This window comes from Deltaproteobacteria bacterium (genome assembly GCA_019308905.1).
In the GTDB taxonomy this organism is placed as follows: Bacteria; Desulfobacterota; BSN033; order WVXP01; family WVXP01; genus JAFDHF01.
Map to the genome: position 1 here is coordinate 1 of JAFDHF010000112.1, position 5,902 is coordinate 5,902.

Annotated in this window: 4 protein-coding genes; all 4 read right to left on the minus strand. The window is 54.5% G+C overall.

The genetic code is table 11. The annotated features are described in order from the left end of the window. Positions 1-472 precede the first annotated feature (472 nt). Positions 473-748, minus strand: a complete 276-nt coding sequence (gene cas2, locus JRJ26_19980; GenBank protein ID MBW2059770.1) for a CRISPR-associated endonuclease Cas2 — start codon at positions 746-748, stop codon at positions 473-475. 51 nt (positions 749-799) lie between these two features. Continuing rightward, the gene (cas1, locus tag JRJ26_19985; GenBank protein MBW2059771.1) at positions 800-1,849 is read right to left on the minus strand and encodes a CRISPR-associated endonuclease Cas1; all 1,050 of its coding nucleotides are present in this window, start codon (positions 1,847-1,849) and stop codon (positions 800-802) included. A 23-nt stretch (positions 1,850-1,872) separates the two neighbouring features. Further along, positions 1,873-3,783 (minus strand): hypothetical protein, encoded by a 1,911-nt coding sequence (locus JRJ26_19990; protein MBW2059772.1) that lies wholly within the window; start codon positions 3,781-3,783, stop codon positions 1,873-1,875. A 126-nt stretch (positions 3,784-3,909) separates the two neighbouring features. Further along, positions 3,910-5,268, minus strand: coding sequence for a TIGR02710 family CRISPR-associated protein (locus JRJ26_19995; GenBank protein ID MBW2059773.1), 1,359 nt, complete (start codon positions 5,266-5,268; stop codon positions 3,910-3,912). Positions 5,269-5,902: the final 634 nt, after the last annotated feature.

A 5,902-nucleotide genomic window follows, 5' to 3' on the forward strand; every position in this document is an offset into this window, starting at 1 on the left:
TCATCAGGTCTTTGTTTCCAACGGTGAATAATATGTGCGTGGATATAACGAGCCACATAAAGGTCGCAATCCCTTATTCATCAGGTCTTTGTTTCCAACGAATATCTCATGCCAAACGATAATCGAAAGACACAATGCCGGTCGCAATCCCTTATTCATCAGGTCTTTGTTTCCAACTCTGCCCCCGGAATCGCTTGAGGGACAGAGGCTTGAGGCGCCGTTTGCGCGGACCCATACCCCCCCACCCCCCACGTTTCGGCAAACTCGATTTTCCGATTCGATTTCCCTTGTAATTTCAACATATTTGAAAACGCGGATCTCCGAACCCCTGATTTCGAAAAAACCTGTATTTCCAACATGTTCCCCAAATCACCCAAAAACCGGGGGAGATCCGTGCAAAAGACTCTCCCCACGACTCCCCGGGCAAGATGCAAGCTCAAATGTCGGGCCTGGTCAAAGCACACCTCGCCCCTCATACGATGATCACCTCCTCGTCTTCCATCACTGCACCCCAGCCCGATATCTCGATTGCTCCGATGCATCTCTGACAGAGGGAATAGTAGCGCACGCTGTCAGCCTCCATGTCGATGATTTTCTCCAGTTTCCCCTTGATTTCCAAGTAGTTTTTTTCGTCAACCCGGCACTCGAAAACGCTTTTCTGGACCCTCTGGCCGTAGTTTTTCAGGACCTTTGATACCTGAAGCCTCTTCCTATCATCCACTATATCATAGGATACCACAACATACATGTTTGTAACCCCACGCTTCGCACCAAAACCAACTGTTTACCCCGGGCAGGCCTATCGCATCCTGTAGGGTTCGTAGGCCTCCTCTCCTCTTACATGTCTGGCCAGCAACCTGGCCTGTTCAAGAACGACCTCGCGAAATCGTATACGTCTCTCCGTGGGCAAGTAGAACACTTTTTCTCTCAATCTCGACTCGAACTGGGCAATGAATTTCTTCATTCCAACATGGCTCAACAGGATAGGATAGTCTTCCATGGAAGGCGATTCGAGTTCCACACCGGGAGGTGGTGGTTCAACGTCTTGCTGCCTGATAAAGTCCTTTGAGGTGATCACCCCGCGGTTTATGACCCGCAATACCAGAGAATCGATCAGAACGGGCCTGAACTCCTCCATCAGGTCGAGGACCAGCGAAGGCCTGCCGTAGTCGACGGCGTGAAGACAACCCATAAAAGGATCGAATCCCACCACGTCGACCGCTGTTTGTACCACATTGGCCAAGAGGGTATAGCCAAAGCTGAGAAGCACATTGACAGGGTCTCTAGGCGGCCTTCTACTCCTCTCCTTGAAAGGCATATCCTCTACTCGAACCGCTCTTCGGAAACCCCGGAAAAACGATGCCGTCCCCTTGCCCTCGACCCCCCTCAAGGCATCGAAGCTCTCCTGGGACTCTATCCGCTCGAGCATCATACGGATGTTGTGGATGGCTGAGCGGATCACCTCGTCCTTCAACTCATTGTTGTGTCTTCGCAGAAGAACCCTTTGATTTTGGAGCCTTCCGGCCACGTACCTCTTGGCGAGACCAAGGGAAAACCGGTGGTCTCCCATCCGGTCGAACTGCGCCTTCCTGAGTAGGATATTCTTTCCAAACCGTGCGACCAAGCGCCCCCGGTATTTTCCGTAAAAGGAAAGGAACACCGTGTCGATCCCTTCCTGGAGAAGAAAGGCAATCGTGGGGGCCGTGATCTGAATATTGCCCATCAGGACTACCTGGTCCACCTTGAAAGCGTGGACCTCCTGGATCGGGTTTCCCATCTTTTCAACCACCAGCCGGTTCCCGCGTTTGGTAAGATGGGCCCCCTGGTCGATGATATACATGACCGACATGATGTCCAGTCTTGGACCCCGGCTCAGATCTCGAGGTTGTAAACCGTCTTTTCCCCTTCTTTTCTTACTCTCTTGAGGGTTCCCATGGGAGTCTGAACAGATTCTACGCCGGCCCGGCTAAAGAACTCCTCCAGACGGCGCTCATAGGCTTGGATGAGGATCTCCAACTCCCTGACCTGTTTCCTTGCCTTCACGTATTCCTGCAGCATCTGTTGGAACTGGAGTGAATCAACGGTTTGGCCGACAAGGGATGTCGACTTTGCGGGATCCATCTCCTGCACATGGCGGAGGGGGCTCGGATAGAGGGTTGTCTTGGGGTCGAACTTGCAATTGCACGCGACCCGAGAGGTGATGGCCCCCACCCTGGACCGGATCTTCGGGCAGCTGATCGGGTTTCCGCGCAGCCTGCTTTTGAGAAAAAAGGAGGCGTCTACGTTTGCACAACGGGCAAGCAAAACGTTGACCGCTTCCGGTCCGTTTTTCAGCAAACCCACGGAGTGGGTGAGGACGATGCGCTCCTCGTTTCCTATTTCACCTTCCTGGTTGATCTTTTCCACAATAGCCCTCAGCACATGACAGCGTGAAATAAGATACTGAAACTCGGCGTCCCGCTCCAGATCATACTGCTCGGGTACAGGAGGAGGGCCTGCCTCGGGTTTTTCTCCTTTTCTGTCCTCTGTTTCCCCTTCCGGCCGTCTTGCCGGTGTTTCTCTTGCCACCTGGATGCCGGTGCCCTGTACAGCCTGAAATCTCTGTATGAATTCGTAGATACCCTGTTTCGACACCTTACGGATCTGTTCCAGGAAGCCGAACTGGTTCGGGAAGGGCCGTCCATCGCCATCGACGAAGAGCGCCCTGCGCCCGCTCTTCCTGTGCACTCCAAGGGGTACCTTGATGAGGTTCCCCACCCCGCCCTCGGCCACGAAAGCCTGCTTTGGAAACGCCTCGATTTGAAGTTCGGAAGGAGGCCTCCCGATCTGCTGGAGCAGCAGGAGTGCGAAGCGTCTTGCGATCCTGCCGGGCACGGGGGGATCCACCAGGATCCAGCAGTGGCGTCCCTTGAAACCGCTGTCTTCGATGTAGATGGGTATTTCGTGGGCCGCCCCCAGATCGACGATCTTGCGGGCAACGGCCTGGGCCCTTGCATCCGCCCTGTCCCAGAGTTTCTTGCTGGTCATGGCCTTGGCCAGGAAGTACCTGGCAATATCGATGTCAAAGGCTATGAAGCAGACCGTGTTGTCCATCCGAAGGGGATAGATGCCGACGGTTTGATTCCCCATGAGATGATTTTTGGCCACGGCCATGGTGAAAGGCTCGCGGATCAGGGTATAGCCCGACTCCCCCGTGGGACTCACCCACTGTCTTGCATATACGCCTTCCCTGCCTGCAAAGAGGTCCATGAACCGGACGACCTGCGAATCGGTTGGAATCCAGTCATCGCTCCCCTGTTCTGCGGATCCCGGTTCCGCCGTCTCCTCTGATACGAAGGCGAGGGCCTTGAGATGGGCCTTGAGAACGGGGTCGCCCGTCCTCTCGAACCCCAGCCGATAGACTTCGGCAGCCTTCTCGTACTCCCTCATCTCCTCCAGGACCTCGCCGAGGGCGACATGGTGGTCGGAGACCTCGGGCTGGAGCTCCAGCACGTCTCTCCACTTCCTGGCCGCCTTCTCGAGGTTCCCGCTGTCGCGATGAATTTCGGCCAGGCGGCGGTGGATGGCCACATCCCCGTGGCGGTCTCTCAGGGCGAGATTCAACTCGAGAATCAAGTCATCGATGAGCCCCAGCTCTTCACACAGGTCGGCCCACCGCAGGTGAAACGCCGCATCGCGAACGTCGCGCGTGTTTCGACTCCGGGTATCAGCCACGGCAAGATCTGTCCTGCCCTTTTCGATGTGTCTTCTCACCTGGTCGAGCAGCATGATGGGTTCTTCCATGTCACTCCCCTCGTCCTCATCGCGCAAGAGCCTCGGTAGTTATAGAGGCAGCCCAAGGAACCAAGAGATGAATGCCTCTCTCCAAGCCTTCAGAGGTATCTCCTGCACTGGTCGCCCAGTCGATTCTCAGACCTGTGGAAACTCAAAATCAGCCCGGTACTCTCGGGCAGTGCCAAGGCCTTTTGCCTGGAGGTAAGAATCCAAGAGCTTCTGGGCCATCCTCTTGATTCTGTTGAAATCAGACTCCTCCAATGCCCTTGTTCCATGGGTGAAGATGCTGGTGTTGCGGAGCTCGATAATTCCCTTCAGTTTCTTGAGATCTACAAACTGGCTGACTTCCTCCTCCAGGATGTTGAGCATGATTGCCTGGTCCATCAAGCCTATCTTGGAGGGCAGTGGTCTGGAAACGTACTTTTCGAAAACCTCACGGCTTTTGTCGTTATAGGCCTCTTTGTCGAGTCCTGTGACTCTCGAATAATCGGGGTCGGCAGGATCAAGCCCGTAGTTCTCTTTGAGCAGTGCGCTCAAAACCAGCTCAATGACCCGATACATGAGAAAGACGGCGACATCATATCGACCCCGTTTTGCAAAGCGGAAACCCGAAAAGAGTAAGTGTAAGGAGAGGAGGGGGTAGTGTTTTTCATGGTCTTTGTCCTGTAGAATAGGCAAAATGTTCGAGTAGAACCGGAGGCTTTTCTCTATGGACGGGAAATCGCGCCGGTGCTTGAGAGCGAAAAAATCCCGAATCTGTTCCTTTGCCTCCTCGAAGTGAAAGGAGTCGATGCACGCGTATGCCCGGGCCATGGTCTTGAGGGTTCTTATGAGCCAGACATTCTCCACCTTGTGCTCGAGAGGTTCGAGGATCTCTTCGCTTTTCGGGAAATTCAAGCTATTTATGGCTTCCTTGGCTTTCCGAATTTCCAGGTCGGCAAAAACCACGAGGGGGTTCTCCAGGATCTTAGCAAACTCCGTGCCTGGTTTCGGGAGCCGCAGATCTTGCAAGTACTCGGTGTAGTCGCTGTATCCCACGTCTATGCCCAGGAAATTACCGGCCAGAACGGCAGCCCCGATCACAGGCTTCTTGCCGCCTGTGGCGTCTATGAGGATCTGGTCGCTCGGCTTGCCGGACACAAAGTCCTTGATGGCCTGGTAGACGCCCACAACATCGGTGCTACCCACCTGTTTCTTGTCGAGCCGGCTCAGAGACAAGCCGCTTTTTTCGGCGATTCGATCCAGGTGCCTTTCAGAATCCGGAGTGCATATAAGAAGTGCCTTCTCGGGTTGAATGGCGCACAGGAAGAATATGATCGGTTCAGGTGAAAGGCCGACGGTGGAGATCAGAAATCTGTATTTGGACAGGTGACTGCTCTTTCGAACGAATCTGTCCCGCGCCTCCGGGAATATCTCTTGCCAGTAATAAGCCTGAAATTCTGACGGATGTTCACGCATCGATTGCCAGCAAGCGATTTTTTCCTCCAGATCCATGTCACACCCTCCTCAGGATTTGCCCCTCTGATTTTCGTGCCCGCTGGGTTCAACTGGATGCCGTTGCAGAAATGGCTCTAATCCCTCAGGTTGCCCCGCAGCAGCCTTCCACTTCCCAGCACGCTTTCCCGCACAGGAGAACTTCTCTATCCCGAACGGACCTTCCCCTTTTCCGCTTCTAGCCGCCGGCCGGCAGGTGTATTGGTCCCCATGGGCCAGGGCATGCGGGTTCTTTCGAAGGAACCGCCAAAACGAGGCCGGGGCATGGAGCAGCTTATAGGAAGAGACTGAATTCCGGGGAAGCGCTTCGAGCTCAAAGGAGAGACGTGCAATCCTGAAGGCCTCCATGATAGACCTCCATGAAGTTCGCCCCGCAAGACTGGTGGGAAGATCCGGCCCCCATTATAGCACATCAAACGGATTCGGCAAAACGCGGGGCAAAAGGGGCCAGCGTCCCTGGGCGTCACGCTCGCGTCTTTGCCATGGTGATGCTTTACACATGAGATCCGTCTTTCCAAATTGAGCCGTGTTCGTGGGAAAGGCCGTGTTCGTGTTCGGACTCTGTCATTGAGGAGATCTCTTCTTCCGGTTTTTCACGAGTCAGGAGCACGAAACACGCTCTTTGGTCGGAATC